We start from the raw sequence: 20641 nt of genomic DNA, 5'->3' as shown, positions 1-20641 counted from the left end.
CGACTACTTCCTACTCGGGTTAGAGGTGACCGGCATGTTGCCCGGCGGGATGATGCCCATTACTCAGCTTGCTGCGATGATTCGCCGGACTCCTCCGCAATCTGCGCTCAGCATGTTGAATGGGCTTCCGGCTGATCGGTTTGTGGCGGTCTCGGAAGCGCTCACTGGGGCTGAACTGGCCAAACTCATGCTCTCTCCCAAGCCTGGCGGGCGGGAGCGGGTGCTTCAGATGTTCGGGGACAAGGATCTCGTCCGGGCCTGTTCGGCTGTCGGTACCGGGCAGGCTGTGGGGCTGGTCGGGGAACTGCCCCCGGATCGGGTTCGGCGTGTGTTTCGGGAGTTGGCCGAGCCGGTTCAGGCGGCGCTACTCGACACGCTTTCCGGGGAGCGGCGCGATGAGCTGCTCGGGGAACTCGATGTGGGGCGGGCCGGCGAGGCTCGGAGCCAGATGTATGTGCGGGGTGTCACCGAGGCGCTGCGGCGGTTCAATGCCGACGTCACGGTTCCGGACCGGGCTCCCGCCGGAATCATGTACGTCTCGGCGTACCACAAAGTCGTTGCCGTCTCTGCTCTTCTCGAGGATGACGGGCGGGCCGGGGTCACCGCGGTCGAGGATGCGGCCTACTGGCTGCGGGCCCACGCCGCATTGTCGATCAGCGGGCTGCCGATCGATCCGGCGGTTCGGCGGTATTGTGCGGACGCGCGGGAGCAGGGGCGGCCGATCGGCGCGGTGACGTGGATCGATGAGCGTGACGACGGGCCGCTCAAGCGGGCCCTGGCAGCCCTGTTCTCGTGACTCAACGCAACGATGGTCGAAAACATCTGAGTGTTAGGGTTCCTGTCGATGCCTACTTCCGGGCGTGAATCAGGAGCAGAGCAGCCGGGCGGTCGGAAAGCTGTGCGCTCCATCGTCACGATGCGTGATATCGCCGCGGCTTCCGGGGTTTCGCAGAGCACCGTTTCCCGAGTGCTGAACAACGCGCCGACCCGGGTACCCATCGCGGCGGAGACCCGGGAACGGGTCATCGAGACGGCGAGGCATCTCGGGTACCGGCCGAATCCTCTCGCGCGTGGGCTTCGGGGCGCCTCGACGAATCTGATCGGGGCGGTCGTCCGGGACTTCAGTGACGTCTTCTACGCCGGGGTCATCGAGGCCCTCGTCGTCGAGTCGATGGCGCACGGATACAACGTGGTGCTGGGGCACGTGCACGAGGGAACCCCGCTCACCACGGTGCTGGAGACCCGGCACACCGATGCGATCGTGCTGCTCGGCGACATGCGGGCCTACCCGGAACTGCTCGCCGACCTGCGGGGGTCCGCGGTGCCGGTGGTCGGTATGTGGCAGGGGCCGGGGCCGATCGAGTTCCCCACGGTCAACCCGGACGATCGGGCCGGCGTGCAGACCGGGCTGGCGCATCTCGCGGAGCTCGGACACCGTCGGATCGGGTTCCTCAGCGCCGAACTGCCCAACGAGTATCGGATCCGCGAGGACGCGTACGTCGACTTCATGCGGGACCGATTCGGCGGGGTGCCCGGCGGCTACCTGCGGCGGTGCCCGGGCACTCTCGACGGTGGCGCGGCCGCGCTGACCGAGCTGATGAGCCTGCCCGAGCCGCCGACCGCGGTGGCCGCGTCGACCGACCTGGTCGGTGTCGGCGCCCTGCATGCCGCGCACCGGCTCGGCATCCCGGTGCCGGGCCGGCTGTCGGTGGTCGGTCTCGACGACATCCTGATCGCGGGGCACACGGTGCCCGCGCTGACCACGCTGCGGATGCCGATCGCGGAGATCGTCGGCTTCGGTGTCGCCCAGGCGGTGTCGTCGGCCCGCGATCCGGCCGGCGGGCGTGAGCCGGGCGTGACTGTCTTCAAGATGCCGCTGGTCGTCCGGGACTCCACGACGTCGGCTCCGTGAGCCTGGGGATCCAGACTCGCATGGCCTCGGTGGTCCGGTTGGCCCACGCGAAGTAGGGGATGGCCCCGGCGGTCAGGCCACCGGTCATCGGCACGTCGACACCGATCATCGACTCGGTCAGGTCCGGGCGGGGCACCGGGGTCAGCGGGCGGCCCGGATCCCAGGTCAGTTCCTCGATCTCGGTACGTACCGGGGCGTCGGCCGACTCGATGCAGTAGACGAGCGGCCCCCGTTCGACGGCCACGCAGCCGCGCACCGCGTCGATCCGCGGGTCGGGTTCGGTGATCCGGGCCGGCAGGTCGAGGTTGAGTTCGACGACGTCGCCGGGCTGCCAGCGGCGGTGTCGTTTGACGGTTCCGGCGCTGACCGCGAGAGTGCCGTCGGGGCTGGTCAGGGTGGCCGAGCGACACCATCGGGGCACCCGCAGGGAGAGCGTCCACGGCTCCGGCGAGGTCCGGTCGATGTGCACGGCGACCCGGCCGTCCCACGGGTAACCGGTGCCGATCCGCAGGTCGGCCCGTGGGGTGCGGATCTCGGCTGAGGTGTACTGGTGCAGTTGGACACCGCTGTCGTCGTACGTCGCCAGGTATTGGTCCCAGGAGCTGAGCAGGCGCATCAGGTTCGGCGGGCAGCAGGCGCACGGATACCAGGGTTGGCGTGGTCCGGCGCCGCCCGGGGCCCGATGGGTCCGCCGTTGCAGCGGATTGGTGTAGAAGAAGCGGGTTCCACCGAGGGCGATCCCCGGCAGCACCCCGTTGTACATGGTGCGTTCGATCGTGTCGGCGTAGCAGGTGTCGCCGGTGGCCAGCAGCAGACGCCAGGCAAGCATCACCCCGGCGATCGACGCGCAGGTCTCGGCGTACGCGCGGTCGGGTGGCAGCTCGAACGGGTCACCGAACGCCTCGTCCCGGTGCCGGCTGCCCACTCCCCCGGTCAGATAGGCACGAGTGCGGATCATGTCGTCCCAGCGTGCCCGGACCGCCGCGAGCAGCCGGTCGTCGCCGAGTTCCACCGCCACGTCGACGGCGCCGCAGTCGAGGTAGAGCTGCCGGACCGCATGGCCGGCCACGGCGCTCGCGTCGCGTACCCCCTCATGGTCCTGCCAATAGCTCGCGCCGAAACGATCCGCACCGGGCAGGGTGCGGTGACCACGCAGCTCGAGCATCCGGGCCGCCATCGTCAGATGGCGCCGGTCGCCGGTCAGGCGGGTGAGTTCGACGAGCGCCATCTCGATGTTGGGATGGCCGTCGACGAGCGAGCCGGGCAGATGGTCGACGGCTCGGAGCGCGACGGTGAGCAGCCGGTCGTCGCCGAGCGCGCGATGCCAGGCGACGGCGGCCTGGATGAGGTGGCCGAGGCAGTAGAGCTCGTGCCCCCAGGACAGGTCCCGGTACGGCTCGTCGTGCCCGGCCTGCACGTAGCTGTTCAGATAGCCGTCGGCGCGCTGGGCCGCACAGACCAGGGTGATCACGTCGTCGGCGGCGGCGACCAGCGCCGGGTCGGCCGACCAGCCGACCGCCTCCAGCCACTTGTAGACGTCCGAATCCAGGAACGGGAAGGTGGCGCCCGAGGAGTCGGCGGCGGCCCGGTAGCCGCTCGCGAGCCGCAGGTTGTCCAGGGTGGCGGTGCTCCGCAACCGGTCCAGGCCGTGTGGGATGGTGCGTTCCCGGTTGAGCCGGATCCGGTCGGCCCAGAATCCGGCGGCGATCTCGACGCTCCGGGCGTCCATCGGATGGAGCCGGGTCCGGGCGGTCGCGGACGGCTGCACCACTGTCACGCTCATTTGACGGCTCCGCTCATCAGGCCGGCCATGTAGTACCGCTGAAGCAACAGGTAGACGAGGACACAGGGGATGATCGAGATGGTGACGCCGGCCTGGAGCATGCCCCAGTCGGTGCCGCCCAGGCTGGTCTCGGTGCGCGCGGTCGCCAGGATCACCGGGAGCGTGAACCGCTCGCCGGCGCTCATCATCACGAGCGCGCCGAGGAACTCGTTCCAGGACGCGATGAACGCGAACAGGGTGACGGTGACGACCGCGGGCACGGTCGGCGGGATGAAGATCCGCAGCAGCGTCTGCAACGATCCGGCGCCGTCCATGACCGCCGCCTCCTCGGTCTCGCGGGGCACGGCGGCGAAGCTGTTGCGCAGGATGTAGAGGCTGAACGGCAATTGGATGGTGGTGTGCAGGACGGCCAGACCGATCGCCGAATTCGTCAGGCCGATCTTGGCGAACATCAGGAACATCGGGGTCAGCAGCGCCTGGTACGGCACGATCAGCGACAGCAGGAGCACGATGAAGATCAGTTCCTTGCCGGGGATCGGGAAGCGGGCCAGCGCGTATCCGGCGGGCACCGTGAGCAGCAGCGTGAGGACGATGGTCAGGACCGCCGCGCCGAGGCTGTTGCCCAGGTAGGTGAGCAGACCCTCCTGGTAGTCCCAGAGACGGCGGTAACTGTCCAGGCTGATCCCGTGCGGCAGGTAGGTCGGCGGGGTGGCGGCCGCCTCGGCGGCCGGTTTGATCGACGCGAGCATCGAATAGACCAGCGGCAACAGCATGATCGTGCTGATCGCGACGCAGCCGGCCGCGACCAGGAATCCGGTACGTCGATTCATGCCTCGCTCCGGCGGGTGAGGACGAGTTGCACGACCGTGAAGGCCAGAATGGTCGCGGCGAGAATCAGCGAGAGGGCCGCGCCGTAGCCGAGCTTCAGATAGGGGAACGAATTCAGATAGACGAAGAAGACGGACGTCGCGGTCTCGTTCTGCGGCTGGCCGGCGGTCATGATGTAGAACTGGTCGAACGCCAGCAGCGAGCCGATCACGCTGACCAGGGTGACCAGCAGAACGGTGCGCATGGTCAGCGGCAGAATCACCCGGCCGACGCGCTGCAGATAGCCGGCGCCGTCGACCAGACTCGCCTCGGTGATCTCCGTGGGAATCGCCTGAATGGCTCCGACGAACAGGATCATCCCGAATCCGATCACCTTCCACACCACCGAGACGCTGATCGCGGAATTCGAGGTGCCGGCGTCGACGCCCAGCCAGAGCACCGGCTGGTCGACGACACCGAGATCGAGCAGGATCCGGTTGATCACCCCGAAATCGGTGCTGAACAACCAATACCAGAGAAGGCTGGAAACCCCAAGACCGATAACGACAGGGACAAAAATTATGGTACGGGCGATGGCGCGCACTCTCGAAGCTGAGGCGGTCAGGAGCGCGAGAAGATATCCGCCGACGATCAGCACCGGCGTGATGAGGGCCGTGTATTCGAGAGTGAACAGGAACGACACCCAGAACTGACGGTCGCTGAACGCCGTCCGGAAGTTCTCCAGGCCGATGAAATGCGGTTCGGCGATCAGCGACCATTCGTGCAGCGACAACCAGATCATCCGGCCCAGCGGGTAGACCGTGAAAACCAGCACGAATGCCAGCGCCGGAGCCACATACGCCAGGCCGGTCCATCGGTGCCGCATGCCGTTCCCCTCTCGTCAGGATTTCGCGGCGATGGCTGACATCTCCTTCTTCGCGTCGGCGATGACCGTGTCCAGGTCGTCGCCGGTGTAATAGGCGCGTTGCAGCATCTTGAGCCACGGACCCTGCGGCGAGTTGATCTGCTCGAAGAACGTGAGCGTGTACGGGGTCCGGCCCACGAGCAGTGCCTTCGCCACGTCCTGGACCAGCGGCTCGGCCTTGAAGTACCGGTTGTCGACCATGTCGCTGCGGGTGGTCAGGTTGAGCGCCTTGGCGTACACCTCGACCTGCACCTCGTCGGAGAGCAGGAACTTCATGAAGTTGACCGCGTCGTTGACCCGTTTGCTGCCCTTCGGTACCACGACCAGGTCGCCGCCGATGAACGAGGCGCTGGAGCCGGCCGTCATCCCGGGCAGCAGGGCGATGCCGAAGTCCATGCCCGGGTTCTGCTGGCGGGCCAGCGTGATGTTGAAGTTGCCGGTGCCCATCATGCCGACCTTGCCCGAGCCGAACTGCAGGTGGAACGTCTCGCCGTTCTCGGTCCGGTCGCCGTCGTGCACGTTGCCCGCGGCGACCATGTCCCGCTCGAACTGGAGCACCTGTTTGACTCCGTCGCCGACGAGCGGTTCGTCGCCGGGCCCGGCCGCCTCGATCTTCGCACCGGACGCCCACATCAGCGGGCCGACCGTGAAGATGTTGCAGCCCGCGCAGTTGCCGGGCAGGTAGTAGCCCTTCACGTCGCCGCCCAGCGCGGTGATCTTGTCGGCGTAGGCGCGCAGCTCGGGGAGGCTGGTCGGCGGTTTGGCCGGGTCGAGGCCGGCCCGTTTGAAGAGATCCTTGTTGTAGAAGAGCGCCGACACGTCGGCGTAGAGCGGGACGCCGTAGAGCCGCTGGTCGTAGGTGGCGACCGTGATGTGGCCCTTGCTGGCGGTGGCCAGCTCCGGCCAGGCGCCGACCCGGTCGGTCAGGTCGACGAGCTGCCCGGCCTTCTCGAACTGCGGTGCGTAGATCAGGTCCATCCCCATCAGGTCCGGGACCTGGCCGGACGCGATGCCTTGGGCGATCTTGCCGACCATCTCGGTGTGCGGGATGTAGGTCAGTTTCACGGCGCAGCGAGGGTTCTTGGCGTTCCAGGCCGCGACGAGCATGTCCACCATGTCCTTGTTGCCGCCGGACCGCTCCCACATGGTGAGCTCGCCGTCGGCGGCGCAGCCGGTCGTGGCCGGCACGATCTGATCGTCGGAAGAATCGGGTGACGCATCCCCCTGGGAGCAGCCCGCGACCCCGATCAAGGCCGCGACCGTCAGGAGGGAGATCCACTGGCGGGTCCGTATACCACGTGCCTCCTGTCGAGTTCCCCCGACCCGAACGCCGGGTTTGGCGGGACCGTACCGCCTACCGCATACGTTTGCGTACATACGTTTGCTTAGTCCGGCACGACTCGTGAGTCCCGACAAAACGAACTCTTCAGGGACCGTCGGCCCGGTTCGGGCCGGAACGTCAGGCGTTGTCGCGGAGGCGGCGGGTCTCGGCCAGCAGCGGTTCGAGCAGCTCGTCGCGGACCCGGTGCAGGGCGCCGACCTGACCGACGGCCGCGGCGGCGGAGCGCGACCGGGGCGTCTCGGAGACGGCGCCACGGGCGGTGGTGAGGAGCCGGGCGGCGTGTTCGGCCGCGGCGAAGGCGGTCGCCTCCTCGGCCACGGCGGTGCGCCGGTTCAGGTCGACGGCCAGGTCGGTGAGCGCCTGCTCGGCCCGGAACAGGCGGGTGGCGACGGTGGCCCGGTGCCCGGCGGCCAGGTCGGCCAGCAGGTCGCGCAGCTCCGGACCGCCGAACCGGCCGGGGTGACCGGCCGCGGCCCGAGCCGAGACGAACACCGGGGACGGCGGGTCGGCGCCGAGCTCGTCGGCGGCCTCGGCGATCCGGCGCCGGTAGAACGGGGCCACCCGCTGCTGGAACCGTTGCCAGCCGTCACCGGTGTCGGCGTCGAGGAACGCGTTGACCACGAAGACGATCGAGTGCGGGCCGTGCGTGTCCAGGTGGCCGCCGAGGTGGTCCAGCTCGGCGCGGGACAGCGGCCGCCGGGAGTCGGTCACCCATAACAGCAGGTCACCGGCGTGCGCGACGGCCGCGGCCCGGCCGTCGGTGGCCAGGTCGGCGCCGATGCCGGGCGCGTCGGCCAGCAGCAGCCCGCCGGGGACGCCGTCGCCGCGGACCGTCACGGCCAGATGGGAGACCTCACGTGCGCTGCCGCCGAGCAGCGACCCGTGCTCGGCGATGACCGCCCGATCGAAGTCGGCGAACCGTCCGCCGCCCGGTCCGAGCAGCTCATCGGCCCGGCCGGCGCGGATCGTGTACGGATGCCCGGGGTCGGCCGGCAGCGCCCGGCCGATCAGGACGTGGAGCAGGCTGGATCGGCCGGATCCGGCCCGACCGCCGAGCGTGACGCGGACCTCCGGCTCGGCCAGCGCGGCTGCCGCCCGCTGCAGGCGTGCGCACAGATCGTCCCGGAACGCCCGCCCGACGGCCCGGTCCAGTTGTCCGAGCACACCGAGGGAGACGGGTGACGTCTCGGGGTCGAACCGGTCGGCGAACTCACTGATCGCGGGCGTCGGCATGACTCTCCATCCGGGTCTGCACTCCGTCCAGTATGGACTCTCGGGGCACGGATCAGCCGTCCCTCCGTCCGGCATGGCCGCGTCGGACGGCGACCGGGATAATCGGGTCATGGGGGAACTGCTGGACATCCGGCGCATCTATCTCGAGCCGGCCGCCGCCGAGTTGCCCCGCGGGCGCGAGATCCTGTCCCGGTGGCCCGGCGCGACCCTGGTCGAGGTGGAGAGCCATCAGCGGATTCCGGAATTGTTCGGCGACGAGACGAATGTGCGGCGCTGGGTGCGCATCAAGCAGGAGGCGCTGGTCCTCGGCGTGAAGAAGACGATGACCGCCCGACCGAACGGGCGGTCCGCCGATTTCATCGCGCCGTCGACCGCCAACGGGTGCGCGATGGCCTGCGCCTACTGCTACGTGCCCCGGCACAAGGGGTACAGCAACCCGATCACCGTTTTCGCCAATATCGAGCGCGTCGTCTCGTACCTCCGCGGTCATGTCGGTCGTCAGGGCCGCAAACCGGAACCGAACGAATGCGACCCGGAGGCGTGGGTTTATGACATCGGGGAGAATTCGGACTGCTCGGTGGACGCCCGGATCAGCGACAACGTCCGCGACCTGGTCGAATTGTTCCGGGACCAGCCGAGCGCGAAGGCCAGCTTCGCCACCAAGCACGTCAACCGGGATCTGCTGGCATGGGACCCGCGCGGGCGGACGCGGATCCGTTTCTCGCTGATGCCGCCGGCCGACGCGCGGGTCCTCGACATCCGCACCAGCCCGATCCCGGAACGGATCGCGGCGATCGACGACTTCGTGGCCGCCGGATACGAGGTGCACGTCAATTTCAGCCCGGTGGTGGTCCGGGACGGCTGGCTCGACGACTGGCGTGATCTGCTCGATCATCTGGACGCCGGGATCGGTCCGGAGGCGAAGAGACAACTCGCCGCCGAGATCATTTTCCTGACCCACAATCGTGGGCTGCACGAGGTGAATCTGGGCTGGCATCCGCGCGCCGAGGAGTTGATCTGGCGGCCCGAGCTCCAGCAGATGAAACGCTCGCAGAACGGCGACCTGAACGTCCGCTACCGCACCGGGGCGAAAGGGACGTACGTTCGCGCGCTGACCGACCTGATCGCCGAACGGACCCCCTACCTGCGGGTGCGGTACGCGTTCTGAACCGGCGCACGCCCGGCGGGGTGGACCGCCGGGCGTGCCGTGGGAACGGGCCGGGTCAGGTGAAGCGGGCGGCGATCCAGTCCGTGACCAGGGTGACCGACTGGGAGACGGCCTGGTCGTGGCTGGCGCCCTCGATCGTCTGGAGCGTGACCGGAACCCCGTAGGCGGCGATCTGGTCACGCAGGATCGGGGCGGTGAAGTACGGCACGGCCTCGTCCTCGGTGCCGTGCACGAGCAGGACCGGCGCGCTCAGCGCGGTCTGGGCGGGATTCTCGTAGGAGGCCATCTTCGCGACCACGGCGTCCGGCACCACGCCACCCTCGATCAGGTCGGTGGCGGCGAAGTCCTGGTAGGTCGCGAGGATCTCCGGCAGGCAGCCGGACTGCAGGACACCGATCTGCGCCTCGGCCGGCGCCGCGAGCACGTTGTTCGGTTTGAAGCTCGGCTCGACGACCGAGACCCCGTAGAGGGCCATCACCAGATAACCCTGGGCCGCGTTGCCGGGGATGTAGTTGATGAACTCCTGCGTGTTGTTGACCGGGGCGATCGCCGCGGTGCCCTTGAGCACCAGGTTGCCGTCGTAGCTCGGGGCGAGCTGGCTGGCGAACAGCGAGCCCTGGCCGCCCTGCGAATGGCCGTCGACGACGTACTGGGTGGAGAGGGCGGAATCGAGGTTACGGGCGGCGCGGACGTTGTCGATCAACGAGCGGCCGACACTGGCCCCGATCAGGTACGGATGGTTCTGCGGTGTGCCGATTCCCGGATAGTCCGGGGCGGCCACGGTCCAGCCGCGGGTGAGCATCGCGGCGATGGCGAGCCGCGCCTCGTTCCAGAAGACCGCCTGGTTGGTCGAGGGGGCACAGTTGTCGGCGAGCCCGGTGGTGCCGTGCCCCCACGCCACGGTCCGGTTCTTCTTGTTGGTCTTCGGGGTGAGGACCAGCCCGGTCGCGGTGATGATGCCACCGTTGATGTTCGTGGTCACGTACGTGATCCGCTTCCCGTTGGCGAGAGCGGACAAGGTCGGCGGCAGGCTCGCGGTCGTCGAGCTCAGCACGTATCCCGGCAGTGTCGCGTACGCCGGTCCGGCGGTCGCGACGAGCATCCCGGCCGCGGCGATCAGCGCGGCGAGAAGAAGTCGGGAGATCTTTCTCATGGCACCACGTTCCCCTGCAGAATCCGAAGTGGATGATCGATGGATGCCACAGCCTAAAGCTGATCTACCCCGGAATGGATCGGTAGCCACGGGCAAACGTGCGTACCTTTTCGGGTATCGGCACACGTCAACAGAATGATGTGCCACCGCAACCCAAAAGATCCATTTAATCGGCGGTTCATTATCGTAATCAGACACCGCTGGGGTACGTCTCCGGCTCGTGGACGTTCACCCGGAGAGTGTGCAGGGGCCGCAGTGCCCGCGTCTCGGCAAACCACAGAAACGCGTCGTACCGCTCGCCGAGGACCGTCGGGACGTAGTTGGCCCAGCGCTCCCGCTCCGGCCGGTAGACCACGCCGATCGCCCGGTGTGGTAACTCTGTGGTGAGCAGATCCGGTCGCGGGCCCTCAGTCGGGAAGACGAAGAGTGCGGCCGGTGGGGCGGCGTTCTGTAAGACTTCCTCCAGGGAACCGGGCCGCGCCGCCGGCACACCCATCGCCTCCATCGGCCCGCCCCACACCGGCCCGGCGACCACCGTGCCGTGGTGGGTGGCGAACCCGACCAGCACCGCGGAGTCCGCGCCGAACCGCTCCCGAGCCAGCTGGCCGAGTGTCACCTCGCCGTACCCGGACTGGTCGGTGGCCCGCGCGTCGCCCACGTGCGTGTTGTGCGCCCACACCACGGCCTTCGACGCCGGGCCGTAGCGGCGCAGCAGCCGGTCCAGGGTGGCATCCATGTGCCGGTCCCGGATGTTCCACGCCTCCGGGCCGCCGCGCACCATCGTTCGGTAGTAGCCTTCGGCGCCGGCCACCACCTCGGCGTTCTGCCATACCCCGAAGTCACCGTCGCGGAGCTCGGCCAGCATCGCCACGACCCGCCTCTCGCAGGCGGCCGGCACGAACCGGGTCGCCCAGCCGTACGCGTTCGGGTCCTCGTTGTACGGCTCGAAGCACCGGTAGGCGTCCAGCGCGGCCGGCACCCGGTCCGGGTCGTGCTCGCGCAGCCACACCAGGATCTCCCGCATCGACTGCCACAGCGAGTACACGTCCAGGCCGTGGAAACCGACCCGGTCGTCCGGCGCCCGCGTCTCGTTGAGACCACGCAGCCAACGGGTGAAGTCGACGGTCTCCTCGTTGGCCCACATCCAGGTCGGCCACCTGTCGTAGCGGATCAGCGCCTGCCGCGGGTCCGGGCCGGCACCGCGGACCGCCGCGTTCACCCGTTCACAGTCCGGCCAGTCACCCTCGACCGCGACGAACGAGAACCCGCGCTCGGCGATCAGCCGCCGGGTCAGCGCCGCCCGCCACTCGTAGAACTCGTGCGTACCGTGGGTGGCCTCGCCGATCAGCACCACCTTCGCACCGGCCGCCCGGTCCAACAGGATCTCCAGATCCCCCGGATCGTGCAGCGGCCGGGCGATCGAGGCGACCTCGTCCCCATACCGGATCACCGACGCCGGGTACCCGGACCGGGTCGCGTCATACGTCCGACCTTGCCATGCTGGACCGATGGGACGTCCCACGCTGTACGAAGCTGCCGGCGGAGCACCCGCCATGTCGGCTCTGGCCGCCGACTTCCACCAGCGCTGCCTGGCCCACCCCGGGCTGTCACACCCGTTCGAACGCGACATCGACCCGGCGCACGTGGCGCACCTGGCCGCCTACTGGGGTGAGGTCTTCGGCGGGCCGGACGACTACAGCCGGACCCGCGGTGGGCACGGGGCGATGATCCGGGTGCACGCCAACCAGTGTGACGAGGATCCGTTCGCCGGAGCGTTCGTGGAGTGTTTCGACGCGGCGGTGGCGGCCACCCTGCCCGACGATCCGGAGCTGCGGGCCGTGCTCGGTGACTACATCCGGGCGGCCACCGCCGAGGTGGTGTCCTACATGCCGCTGGCCGCGGCGGGGCCCGGCGAACCGCCGATGCCACGGTGGTCCTGGGCTGGGCGCCACGGGCTCGACGCCTCCGTCTCGACCGGAGAGCCGGACACCCGTACCCCATAGGTCCGGGGTTGGATCTCGCCCAGATATTCGTGGCCGGTGAGATGGCACCAGGCCGGAAGGTCCAGCGGCGCCGCCGGATCGGAGGCCTTCAGGTGCACCACCGCGCCCGGCGGCAGGGTCGCGATCAGCTTGCGCAGCTCGATCAGGAGCAGAACACAGCGGCGGTCGCCGCCGTCCAGAACCGTCGGCGTCACGGCAGCAGCGCCAACGTCGCCGGAAGCTGCGAATGCAGCGGAGCGGGCAGGTCATCCGCGGCGAACCAGGCCAGATCGTCGAACTTGTGCGGCTCGCCGATCCGCACGTCGGCCGGATCGACCCGCACCGCGAAGACCACCGCCACCCAGTGCGACGGCGGATCGTCGCGCAGCACGTTACGCACCCCCAGCTGCCTGATCTCCAGCGGTACGGCCGTGTACTCCTCGCCCACCTCACGGGTCACCGCGGCCTCGAACGTCTCGCCGAACTCGAGCGCGCCGGCACCGCAGTCCCACGCGCCCGGCTCGTCGCGGGCCTGCTCCGAACGCCGGGCCAGCAGGATCCGGCCCGCGCCGTCGTGACACACGAACACACACGACACAGAAGGCTTCATGCCATTGATCATGCACGGGGGCGTACGGCCAGGATGCACGTGTCGTCGTCCGGGTTGGCACGGCGCAACCGGGCCAGCATCTCGGTCAGCGGCCGCTCCGGTGCGGTCCGGACCGCGTCGTCGACCGCGGCGATCACCGAGTCCAGGCCGACATCGGGGCCGCGGTGGCGCTGCTCGACCAGCCCGTCGGTGTAGAGCAGCAGCACGTCACCCGGGGTCAGGGTGACCACCGAGTCGGCGTACCGGGCGCCGTCCACCACACCCAGCATCGGGCCCGCCGGGCGGGGCAGCGGCGCGGTCCGGCCGTTGCGGCTCAACAGCGGTGGCGGATGCCCGGCCTGCGCCCACACCAGCTCGTGCGATTCCGGATCGAACCGGGCGATCACCGCGGTCGCGGCCAGTTCCGGGTCGTCCGCCTCCAACTCCCAGATCAGCCGGTTCAGGTGCTCCAGCAGCGCGCCCGGGTCACTCGTCACCACCGACAGCGCCCGCAGCGCGTGCCGCAACTGGGCCATCGTGGTCGCGGCCTGGGTACCGTGCCCGGCCACGTCACCGACCGCCAGCAGCACCGAACCGTCCCGCAGCGCCGCCGCGTGGAACCAGTCCCCGCCGATCATCGCGTCCTCCCCGGCCGGCAGGTAACGCACCGCCACCCGCAGCCCGGGCAGGTCGATCGGCTCGGCCGGGATCGGCAGGATGATCTGCTGCAACCGGGCGGCCAGCTCGTGCTCGGCGGCCAGCGTGCGCTCCACCTCGGCCAGGCGTCCGGCGGTCGGGTCGGCCAGGCGTGCCCAGGTGATCAGCAGACCGGGACCCAGCCGGCCGGCCCGGATGGTGAACTCCGACTCGCCCACCCGGATCGGGTCGAGGTCGACCGGTTCGCCGGTGTCCAGGACCCGCTGGAAGGTCTGCCAGCGGTCGCCGGCGATCTCCTCCGGGTAGAGGCGGCTCACCGGAAGCCCGATCAGTTGCGTGCCCCGGTGACCGTCGGGGGTCACCGCCTCCGGGGTCACGGCGGCCCAGACCAGATCGGTCATCATTCCGCGGTCGTCGACCTCGGCTGCCAGATATCCGGACATTCCCGGCAGAGAGTCGAGGACGCCCTGAACCGTCGCGGCCCATCCCCACCCGTCGTCACGTTCGCCGACGCTGCGCGCCGTCCCCGCGTACGCCTGACCTCCCACCGCGAACCTCCCAGCCCACTTCGAGGTTCCTGCTTACGCCTGCACACCACACGACGGCATCCCCCGATCATCCGGCCGGGTGCCTCCGGATACATCCACGTCGCACAGGTCACCCCATCGAGGTCCGACGTTCGGCCGGTACGGCCACACCGCCCCGGTCGGGGCCGAGCCGTGGCGGCCACCGTCCGGTGGCGGTTCCGCAAGGCCGCCGGGCGGGGCGGGCGCGGGCGAGATCGGTGCGGCGGTACGCTTCCTGCCATGCCGATCCGGACCGCGCCGATCTCCGGTTCCTGCTGACATGCGGCGCGGGGAGATCTGGACCATCGGCGACCGGGCCGATCTGCGGTATCGGGTTCTCGTGTTGTCCGGGGACAGCTACAACGAGCGGAAGAACGCGGCGCCGTTCTGTGCGCCGATCGTCCGGCAGCGTGGGGTGACCGAGTTGCCGCCGTATGCGGTGGCCCTCACCGAGCAGGATCCGATCACCGGTGTGGTGGTGGTCAACCGGATGCGGCGGTTGCCGGCTTCGACCGGGGCCGAGCGGATCGGGATGGTCACCGGGGCCAGCATGGCCCGGCTCGCCGAGGCGATGCGGGAGCTGTTCGAGCTCTGACCGGGGCGCGACGAGCGACCGGGCGCGAGGTGGGCGTCAGGCGGCTCGGCGGGTCGCTTTCTCGGTGTACATGGCCGAGTCGGCACGACGGATCAGTTCGTCGGCGTCCAAGGTCTTGTCGGAGAGGACGGCGCCGATGCTGGCGCCCACCCGGACGTGTTCGCCGGCCACCAGGATCGGTGGGGCCAGAGCACCGTGTAGGTGGGTGGTGAGGCGGTGAGCCGCGGCGGCCTGGTCCGGGTCGTCGCAGAGCAGGACGAACTCGTCGCCGCCGTATCGGGCGATGAACGCGCCGGACGTGCGCATCCGGGCCGCGACCTCGGTGAGCAACTGGTCGCCGGCCAGGTGGCCGAGACGGTCGTTGACCTGTTTGAAGCCGTTCAGGTCACAGAACAGCAGCACCACCGACGGGCGGCCGGCGCGCTGTTCGGCGGCGAGGGCGGCGTCGAGGTGATGCCACAGTTCGGCGCGGTTGGGCAGGCCGGTCAGCAGGTCGTGGGTGGCCTGGTGGCGGAGCTGGTGTTCGGCTTCCGCACGCTGCCGGCCGAGACGCGCGACCCGGAACGCGACCAGTACGACGATCAGCAGGTTGCCGACGGTGAGCAGAGCGGCGTCGCCGCGGATGTCGAGGATCTCGCGGATGCCGGAGACGGTGGGCACGACCGTCACGGCGGCGGTGAGCAGGATGACCCGGCCGGCTCGGAGGCGGTCCGGGGGGACCGGGCCGGGGCGGGCGATCAGCGGGGCGGCCGGATGCAGGACGGCCAGGCCGAGCAGCACGTAACTGGCCATGAAGACCATCTCGTGGAAGGCCGAGGTCTGCGCGGTGACACTGCCGGTGACCAGGATCGCGGCGACGCCGGCGATCAGGTCGGCGAGGACCGCGCCGGCGAGCAGCAGCAGGGGCGCGGGGCGGGGCCGGGACGTGTGCAGGACCCGGATCAGCATGCCGAGGACACCGGAGAGCAGCAGCACCGTGGCGAGCATGGTGGTCTGCAGGCTCAGTGCGATGCCGGCGGCGTCCAGGGACGGTTGCAGCAGCAGGGTCCAGAGGAGGGCGGCGACGACGATCGCGGCCACCCCGGCGTCGAGGAGGCCGCCGATGTCGTTGCGACCACGGCGGAGGACCAGAGCGACCGCGGCGGCGAGCATGTGCAGGTTGCTGACGGCGAGGACCAGATCGCCGACGGACGTGGTCACACCGGCCAGCGACGTGACGGTGCTCGCCACCATCCAGACGGCGCCGAGCAGCAGCAGGACGTACGGCAGCCGGTCACCGCGCGGGACCCGACGCAGCAGCCACCCGGCCCCGGCGGCGTCGAGTACTCCCATGACGAGGAACAGCCAGAGCCGGCCGGACGAGGAGACCGCGGGCACGGCCGCCGTGCCGGCGATGCCGACGACGAGGAAGGCCGCCATGCCGGAGTAGCGGGTCACGGCTGTGCGATCGGCCGTGACGGCGCAGACTTGAGCATGCTCACCACGTGGACGTGATCGAACCGCAAAGGCCCCGTTCCCGTAAGAATGACCGCGGGGCCCGTAACGGGCGGGTAACTAGGAAGGACGTAGTCGATGTCGCAAAAGGCGCAGATCGGTGTCACCGGCCTGGCGGTGATGGGCCGTAACCTGGCCCGGAACTTCGCCCGGCACGGGCACACCGTGGCGTTGCACAACCGCTCCTACGGCCGCACCAAGGAGCTGGTCGAGGAGTTCGGTCACGAGGGCACCTTCCTGCCGGCCGAGACGGCCGAGCAGTTCGTGGCGAGCCTGGAGCGCCCGCGACGCGTCGTCATCATGGTCAAGGCCGGTCCGGCCACCGACGCCGTGATCGACGAGTTCGCTCCACTGCTCGAAGAGGGCGACATGCTGATCGACGCGGGTAACGCGCACTACGCGGACACCCGGCGGCGGGAGGCGGCGCTGAAGGCGAAGGGCCTGCACTTCGTCGGCGCCGGTGTCTCCGGTGGTGAGGAGGGCGCACTGCACGGCCCGAGCATCATGCCGGGTGGGCCGAAGGAGTCGTACGAGGCGCTGGGCCCGCTGCTGGAGGACATCGCGGCGAAGGTGGACGGCGAGGCGTGCTGCGTACACGTCGGCCCGGACGGCGCCGGTCACTTCGTGAAGATGGTGCACAACGGCATCGAGTACGCCGACATGCAGCTCATCGCCGAGGCGTACGACCTGCTGCGTCAGGTGGGTGGGTACTCCCCCGCCGACATCGCCGGCATCTTCCAGGGCTGGAACGAGGGCCGGCTGGGCTCGTACCTGATCGAGATCACCGCCGAGGTGCTCAAGCAGGTGGACGCGGCGACCGGCAAGCCGTTCGTGGACGTCGTGCTGGACCGCGCCGAGCAGAAGGGCACCGGCCGCTGGACCGTGCAGGCCGCCCTCGACCTGGGTGTGCCGGTGTCGGGTATCGCCGAGTCGGTGTTCGCCCGCGCGATCTCCGGCGGCGTGACCGAGCGTGAAGCGGCCGTGGCGGCCGACCTGCCCGGCCCGACCGGCGGCGGCGGGCACACCGGCGATCTGCAGGCCGATGTCGAGCAGGCGCTGTTCGCGTCGAAGATCGTCGCCTACGCGCAGGGCTTCCAGCAGATCCAGGCGGCCAGCAAGGAGTACGGCTGGGACATCGACCCGGGCGCGATGGCGAAGATCTGGCGGGCCGGCTGCATCATCCGGGCCAAGTTCCTGGACTTCATCAAGCAGGCGTACGACAAGAACCCCGCGCTGCCGACGCTGCTGGTGGACTCGTACTTCCAGGACGCGGTCGCGGGCGCCCAGGACGCGTGGCGCCGGGTCGTGGTGACCGCCGCGCAGCAGGGCATCCCGGCTCCGGGCTTCTCGTCGGCGCTGGCCTACTACGACAGCCTGCGGGCCAAGCGTCTGCCGGCCGCTCTGATCCAGGGCCAGCGGGACTTCTTCGGCGCGCACACCTACCACCGGGTGGACAAGCCGGGTTCGTTCCACACGCTGTGGGCTGCCGAGGGTCGTCCCGAGGTCGACGCCTGACGGTCTAGATCGTCACCGGGGCCGGCGTCGCGGGGCGCGCCTTCACGGCGTACATCGCGGCGTCGGCCCGGGCGATGAGGCTCTCCCGGTCGCCGCCGTCGCCGGGCCAGGCGGTGGCGGCACCGACCGAGGCGCCGATCCGCACGATGCCGCCGGGCACCTCGATGGGTTCACGGACGAGCGCGGTGATCCGGTCGGTCAGGCGTTCACCGCCGCACTGGACGACCACGAATTCGTCGCCACCGAGCCGGCCGACCGCCCCGTGCGGGCCGACCGCCGTGGTCAGGCGCTGTGCGACGGTCTGCAGCACGAGGTCGCCGGCCTGGTGGCCGTACCGATCGTTGACGGGTTTGAAGCCGTCCAGATCGCACAGCAGCACGGTGACCTCGGTGATCGCGCCCCGGTCGAGGGCGGACATCGCCTCGTCGATCCGGGCGACGATGTGCCGCCGGTTGTAGAGGCCGGTCAGCTCGTCGTGGTGGGCCTGGTGGGCGAGAGTCTGCTCGGCGGCGGCCCGCTGCACCGACAGCAGGCGCAGCCGCAGCACCACCATCGGGACCACGATCATCGTGCTGACCGGCAGGACCACGCTGGCCGGGCCGTCGGCGCGGATCGCCTGGACCGCCACGATCAGCGGGTTGGCACAGAGTGCGGCGCCGAGCCGGCCGAGCGGCGGGTGGCGGACGCCGGCCGGAGCCGGGCCGGGTTCGGTGATCAGCGGGGCGGCCGGCAGGAGCGCCGGGGCGGCCAGGGTCAGGTAGGCCAGCATCATGATCTGGGCGGTCCAGACCGAGCTGCCGTGCACGGTGTGCACCGCGATCACGTCGTTGGCCAGGGTCAGTGTGGCGGTGAGCACCAGGTAGCCGAGCGGGCCGCGGGCGCCGCGGGCGGTGACGCCGATGCGGACCAGGCAGCCGAGCACGGCCGCGAGCACCAGCACGTCACTGAGCAGCAGCGCCTTGCCGAGATCGGTGGCGGCCGGGCCGAGGTGGGGGCCGATCAGCCATTCCCAGAGCGGTCCGGCGGCGCAGAGGCCGAAGAGCGCGGCGTCGATCAGGCCGCCGGGGTCCGTACGGCCGTGCCGGCGCAGTGCGCTCGCGGCGCTGAGCAGGAAGACCAGGTGCGCCGACGCCATCACCAGGTCGGTGGTGGATCCCTCGGCGCTGCCGAAGTGGTGCTCGGGGATCCAGTCCGGCCAGAGCACGGTGCCGACGGTGAGGAAGCCGAGTCCGGCCACCGCGGCCAGCCAGGGCAGCCGGTCGGTGAGGTGCCGGGCGCCGAGGGCCAGCAGGTAGGTGACGATCGGCACGGCCGTGACCAGAGCGAAGATGACCTTGCGCAGCTCCGGGTCGGCCAAGCCGTACCCGGTGGCGCTGATCATCGCCAGCAGGACCAGTCCCGCATGCACGGGCCAGGCAGGCGCCGTCGCACGCGGCCATCCCATGGGCTTGCCCTTCCGTCCCGGTTTCTTCCGACTCAGCCTGATCGGCGGGCGGGGCGACGGCCTGAGGAAAGGACGTGGGGCGGCGCGCGGTCAGGCGGAGACGGCGGCCGGGGACTCCTCGGCCACCCGGCCACTGAGCGACCGGTAGGGCCGGCTGGCCAGGGCGAGCGCCGTGGCGATCACTCCGATGATCCCGGTGAGCACGAAGACCAGGGCCATGCCGCGGTTCGGCCCGGTGCCGAACCAGGAGCCGATCGCGTCCGCTCCGGCTCCGCCGTCGCTCATGAACGGGATGAACACGAACTGCGTGATCGGCGAGATGAGGAACGCGGTCAGCGGCGACGCGGCCTGCTCGACACTCTGCGCCAGGCCGAAGACCCGGCCCTGCCGCTCGTACGGCACCACCCGCTGCAGGATGGTCTGTTCGGCGGCCTCGGCGTACGGCATCAGCAGCATGTACAGATACATGCCGATGGCCATCGGGACGATCGACGCCCAGAGCGGGAAGATCAGGATGATCATCCAGAGGACCACGTTGATCAGCAGGAGCAGCCGGACCGGGCGGGACCCGAGGCCGGTACGCGCCACGAGCAGCCCACCCACGATGAAGCCGGTGCTGAGCACCCCCCAGAGCAGCCCCCACGCCTGCACCGAGACCAGCGACAGCCCGTAGGCGTCGGCGAGCGCCATGAACACGCCGCCGAGGAAGTTGTTGAACGTGGAGAACAGGATCAGCGCGGGTAGCCCGGGGACCCCGCCGATGATCCGCATCGTGCCCCGCAGGTCGACTCCCGGCGTCGCGGCCGGATCGTCGTGGGCGACCTCCCGCTCGGGGATCGTCACGAACGACATGTGCACGATCGAGAGCCCCAGCACCACGAGCGCCAGCACGAGGATCGAGAACATGCCGTCGAAGGCGACCAGCACGCCGCTGATCACCGAGGTGACCAGGAAACTGGTGCCGGAGACCGTACCGACCAGGCCGTTGGCCCGATCCCGCCGGTCCTCGTCGATCAGCAGCGTGACCAGGGTGGGCAGGGCGATGGTGCGGATGTTGCCGGCGATCACCCCGGACATCAGCAGCAGTACGAACACCCAGAGCCGTGCGTCCGCCGGGTCGTGGAACGCCTCCGCCGGCACAGCCAGGTAGACGCCGAGGGCGGCCGCGTACAGCCCCAGGGAGGCGACGGCCGACCCCTGCAGGGCGGTCTTCTTGCGGTGCCCGTCGACCAGGCTGCCGAACCAGATGCCGGTCAGCGCGGTCAGCACCAGGAAGATGCCGGAGATGACACCTGTGGCGAAGACCGATTTCGTCTGGAGGTACGTCCAGAAGGTGACGGCGAACCAGACGCTGAAGTTGATGACCGACACCAGTCCGGTGTTGACCAGCAGCTGGTAGAAGGTACGCACATGGCCGGTGATGACGGTCATGGGTGCACGGTAGTACGTGTACCCAGGTTGAAGTCCAATCGATAA

General features: G+C 69.8%; 18 protein-coding genes and 1 pseudogene. 6 read left to right on the top strand and 13 right to left on the bottom strand.

Annotation, left to right across the window (positions count from 1 at the left end):
* The first annotated feature begins 25 nt into the window (after positions 1-25).
* Together Q0Z83_RS04805 and Q0Z83_RS04800 are read left to right on the top strand one after the other, a co-directional pair.
* The gene (locus Q0Z83_RS04805; RefSeq protein ID WP_317792562.1) at positions 26-796 is read left to right on the top strand and encodes a magnesium and cobalt transport protein CorA; all 771 of its coding nucleotides are present in this window, start codon (positions 26-28) and stop codon (positions 794-796) included.
* A gap of 48 nt (positions 797-844) precedes the next feature.
* Positions 845-1912: a LacI family DNA-binding transcriptional regulator gene (locus Q0Z83_RS04800; protein ID WP_317792561.1), complete on the top strand. Its 1068-nt coding sequence runs from the start codon at positions 845-847 to the stop codon at positions 1910-1912.
* Here Q0Z83_RS04800 and Q0Z83_RS04795 read toward each other — a convergent pair.
* From Q0Z83_RS04795 to Q0Z83_RS04775, 5 genes are all read right to left on the bottom strand, one after another.
* Complete coding sequence (locus Q0Z83_RS04795) at positions 1866-3695, bottom strand: glycoside hydrolase family 127 protein (RefSeq protein ID WP_317792560.1); 1830 nt, start codon at positions 3693-3695, stop codon at positions 1866-1868. The genes Q0Z83_RS04800 and Q0Z83_RS04795 overlap by 47 nt on opposite strands.
* Positions 3692-4525, bottom strand: a complete 834-nt coding sequence (locus Q0Z83_RS04790) for a carbohydrate ABC transporter permease (RefSeq protein ID WP_317792559.1) — start codon at positions 4523-4525, stop codon at positions 3692-3694. Before Q0Z83_RS04790 ends, Q0Z83_RS04795 begins: the two co-directional genes overlap by 4 nt.
* On the bottom strand, positions 4522-5388 hold the full coding sequence (locus tag Q0Z83_RS04785; RefSeq protein ID WP_317792558.1) for a carbohydrate ABC transporter permease: 867 nt from the start codon (positions 5386-5388) through the stop codon (positions 4522-4524). The genes Q0Z83_RS04790 and Q0Z83_RS04785 overlap by 4 nt, the downstream gene beginning before the upstream one ends.
* A 15-nt stretch (positions 5389-5403) precedes the next feature.
* Positions 5404-6615 carry an ABC transporter substrate-binding protein gene (locus Q0Z83_RS04780; protein WP_317792557.1) on the bottom strand — a complete coding sequence of 404 codons (1212 nt, stop codon included), beginning with the start codon at positions 6613-6615 and terminating at the stop codon, positions 5404-5406.
* Positions 6616-6886: 271 nt separating this feature from the next.
* Positions 6887-8002 carry a P-loop NTPase family protein gene (locus Q0Z83_RS04775; RefSeq protein WP_317792556.1) on the bottom strand — a complete coding sequence of 372 codons (1116 nt, stop codon included), beginning with the start codon at positions 8000-8002 and terminating at the stop codon, positions 6887-6889.
* A gap of 109 nt (positions 8003-8111) precedes the next feature.
* On the opposite strand from Q0Z83_RS04775, the gene Q0Z83_RS04770 reads away from it, so the two are divergent.
* Positions 8112-9170, top strand: a complete 1059-nt coding sequence (locus Q0Z83_RS04770; RefSeq protein WP_317792555.1) for a spore photoproduct lyase family protein — start codon at positions 8112-8114, stop codon at positions 9168-9170.
* 55 nt (positions 9171-9225) lie between these two features.
* On the opposite strand, the gene Q0Z83_RS04765 is transcribed toward Q0Z83_RS04770, so the two are convergent.
* Together Q0Z83_RS04765 and Q0Z83_RS04760 are read right to left on the bottom strand one after the other, a co-directional pair.
* Complete coding sequence (locus Q0Z83_RS04765) at positions 9226-10323, bottom strand: alpha/beta fold hydrolase (protein WP_317792554.1); 1098 nt, start codon at positions 10321-10323, stop codon at positions 9226-9228.
* 190 nt (positions 10324-10513) lie between these two features.
* Positions 10514-11773, bottom strand: a complete 1260-nt coding sequence (locus Q0Z83_RS04760; protein ID WP_317792553.1) for an erythromycin esterase family protein — start codon at positions 11771-11773, stop codon at positions 10514-10516.
* Positions 11774-11831: 58 nt separating this feature from the next.
* Between Q0Z83_RS04760 and Q0Z83_RS04755 the strand changes: the two genes are divergently transcribed.
* On the top strand, positions 11832-12326 hold the full coding sequence (locus tag Q0Z83_RS04755; RefSeq protein WP_317792552.1) for a globin domain-containing protein: 495 nt from the start codon (positions 11832-11834) through the stop codon (positions 12324-12326).
* A gap of 26 nt (positions 12327-12352) precedes the next feature.
* Here Q0Z83_RS04755 and Q0Z83_RS04750 read toward each other — a convergent pair.
* The 3 genes and pseudogenes from Q0Z83_RS04750 to Q0Z83_RS04740 form a co-directional block, all read right to left on the bottom strand.
* Positions 12353-12520, bottom strand: a pseudogene (locus Q0Z83_RS04750) (sulfurtransferase TusA family protein); the annotation flags it as partial.
* Positions 12517-12915: an NUDIX domain-containing protein gene (locus Q0Z83_RS04745; protein ID WP_317792551.1), complete on the bottom strand. Its 399-nt coding sequence runs from the start codon at positions 12913-12915 to the stop codon at positions 12517-12519. The pseudogene Q0Z83_RS04750 and the gene Q0Z83_RS04745, both read right to left, overlap by 4 nt.
* Positions 12916-12923: 8 nt before the next feature.
* The gene (locus Q0Z83_RS04740; RefSeq protein WP_317792550.1) at positions 12924-14099 is read right to left on the bottom strand and encodes a PP2C family protein-serine/threonine phosphatase; all 1176 of its coding nucleotides are present in this window, start codon (positions 14097-14099) and stop codon (positions 12924-12926) included.
* A 298-nt stretch (positions 14100-14397) separates the two neighbouring features.
* Here Q0Z83_RS04740 and Q0Z83_RS04735 point away from each other — a divergent pair, with 298 nt between their 5' ends.
* Positions 14398-14712: a type II toxin-antitoxin system PemK/MazF family toxin gene (locus tag Q0Z83_RS04735; protein WP_317792549.1), complete on the top strand. Its 315-nt coding sequence runs from the start codon at positions 14398-14400 to the stop codon at positions 14710-14712.
* 36 nt (positions 14713-14748) lie between these two features.
* Here Q0Z83_RS04735 and Q0Z83_RS04730 read toward each other — a convergent pair whose 3' ends face one another.
* Positions 14749-16149: a GGDEF domain-containing protein gene (locus Q0Z83_RS04730; protein WP_317792548.1), complete on the bottom strand. Its 1401-nt coding sequence runs from the start codon at positions 16147-16149 to the stop codon at positions 14749-14751.
* A gap of 135 nt (positions 16150-16284) precedes the next feature.
* On the opposite strand from Q0Z83_RS04730, the gene gndA reads away from it, so the two are divergent.
* On the top strand, positions 16285-17721 hold the full coding sequence (gene gndA / locus Q0Z83_RS04725; protein ID WP_317792547.1) for an NADP-dependent phosphogluconate dehydrogenase: 1437 nt from the start codon (positions 16285-16287) through the stop codon (positions 17719-17721).
* Positions 17722-17725: 4 nt separating this feature from the next.
* Here the strand turns inward: gndA and Q0Z83_RS04720 are convergent, their stop codons facing one another.
* Both Q0Z83_RS04720 and Q0Z83_RS04715 read right to left on the bottom strand, forming a co-directional pair.
* Positions 17726-19165: a GGDEF domain-containing protein gene (locus Q0Z83_RS04720; protein WP_317792546.1), complete on the bottom strand. Its 1440-nt coding sequence runs from the start codon at positions 19163-19165 to the stop codon at positions 17726-17728.
* Between the two features lie 90 nt (positions 19166-19255).
* Positions 19256-20596 carry an MFS transporter gene (locus Q0Z83_RS04715; protein WP_317792545.1) on the bottom strand — a complete coding sequence of 447 codons (1341 nt, stop codon included), beginning with the start codon at positions 20594-20596 and terminating at the stop codon, positions 19256-19258.
* Between the last annotated feature and the right edge of the window lie 45 nt (positions 20597-20641).

Origin of the sequence: Actinoplanes sichuanensis, assembly GCF_033097365.1 — a bacterium.
Classification (GTDB): Bacteria; Actinomycetota; Actinomycetes; order Mycobacteriales; family Micromonosporaceae; genus Actinoplanes; species Actinoplanes sichuanensis.
This window is presented reverse-complemented; position numbering and strand designations above follow the sequence as displayed.

Coding starts and splice junctions, on each gene's coding strand:
- Q0Z83_RS04800 (WP_317792561.1), top strand. CDS start 845: ATGCCTACTTCCGGGCGTGAATCAGGAGCAGAGCAGCCGGGCGGTCGG.
- Q0Z83_RS04795 (WP_317792560.1), bottom strand. CDS start 3,695: ATGAGCGTGACAGTGGTGCAGCCGTCCGCGACCGCCCGGACCCGGCTC.
- Q0Z83_RS04790 (WP_317792559.1), bottom strand. CDS start 4,525: ATGAATCGACGTACCGGATTCCTGGTCGCGGCCGGCTGCGTCGCGATC.
- Q0Z83_RS04785 (WP_317792558.1), bottom strand. CDS start 5,388: ATGCGGCACCGATGGACCGGCCTGGCGTATGTGGCTCCGGCGCTGGCA.
- Q0Z83_RS04775 (WP_317792556.1), bottom strand. CDS start 8,002: ATGCCGACGCCCGCGATCAGTGAGTTCGCCGACCGGTTCGACCCCGAG.
- Q0Z83_RS04770 (WP_317792555.1), top strand. CDS start 8,112: ATGGGGGAACTGCTGGACATCCGGCGCATCTATCTCGAGCCGGCCGCC.
- Q0Z83_RS04765 (WP_317792554.1), bottom strand. CDS start 10,323: ATGAGAAAGATCTCCCGACTTCTTCTCGCCGCGCTGATCGCCGCGGCC.
- Q0Z83_RS04755 (WP_317792552.1), top strand. CDS start 11,832: ATGGGACGTCCCACGCTGTACGAAGCTGCCGGCGGAGCACCCGCCATG.
- Q0Z83_RS04745 (WP_317792551.1), bottom strand. CDS start 12,915: ATGAAGCCTTCTGTGTCGTGTGTGTTCGTGTGTCACGACGGCGCGGGC.
- Q0Z83_RS04735 (WP_317792549.1), top strand. CDS start 14,398: ATGCGGCGCGGGGAGATCTGGACCATCGGCGACCGGGCCGATCTGCGG.
- gndA (WP_317792547.1), top strand. CDS start 16,285: ATGTCGCAAAAGGCGCAGATCGGTGTCACCGGCCTGGCGGTGATGGGC.
- Q0Z83_RS04720 (WP_317792546.1), bottom strand. CDS start 19,165: ATGGGATGGCCGCGTGCGACGGCGCCTGCCTGGCCCGTGCATGCGGGA.
- Q0Z83_RS04715 (WP_317792545.1), bottom strand. CDS start 20,596: ATGACCGTCATCACCGGCCATGTGCGTACCTTCTACCAGCTGCTGGTC.